This window comes from Pseudomonas sp. VMV1 (assembly GCF_056790235.1).
In genome coordinates this window covers 1-528 of record NZ_JBXGSE010000044.1, presented here as the reverse complement: position 1 = coordinate 528, position 528 = coordinate 1, and the positions used below count along the sequence as shown (strand labels likewise).

At 54.4% G+C, this 528-nt stretch carries 2 pseudogenes; both read left to right on the top strand.

Annotated elements, in window-relative coordinates:
* Positions 1 to 222, top strand: a pseudogene (locus ACUCV0_RS24085) (LysR family transcriptional regulator); the annotation flags it as partial.
* 112 nt (positions 223 to 334) lie between these two features.
* Positions 335 to 528, top strand: a pseudogene (locus tag ACUCV0_RS24080) (putative bifunctional diguanylate cyclase/phosphodiesterase); the annotation flags it as partial.

Below are 528 nucleotides of genomic sequence, written 5' to 3'. Positions count from 1 at the left end.
CAGACGCTTACGTTGCATCGCACCACGCGCCGGCTTGGGCTGACGGACGAAGGGCGGCAGTTTTATCACCAGGCCCGCGAGGTGCTGGCGATGATGGATGAGGCCGAGAAGGCCGTAGGGTCGGCTTCGCCCGAGGCCAGCGGGGTCCTTCGCGTCAACGTCCCGGTCAGTTTTGGCGTGCTGCATCTGGCGCCGGTCTGGGCAGACCTCATGAGTGCCCATTCGAGGTTGCGCTGGGAATCAGCGCATCTGACGAGTGCCGCGATCACTACTCGGGTATAAGGTTTTGTTGCGCGCTGCCGATAGCAAAAAAAACTCATCTGAGCCTTAACCCATGCTAGAGACAATCTCTTCAAAGCGATTTGGAATGCGGGTATATGTGATACTCGCGTTTTACCTTTTTTCAATTTTTTTCCTGGCATTGATGTGGGAATTCAAGCTTGAGGCCGTGACGATGTCTTTTTTGGGATTGCCATACGAAGGGGATTTCGAAGCTGAAGAACGTTGGCGTTTTGTAATGACCTCTAC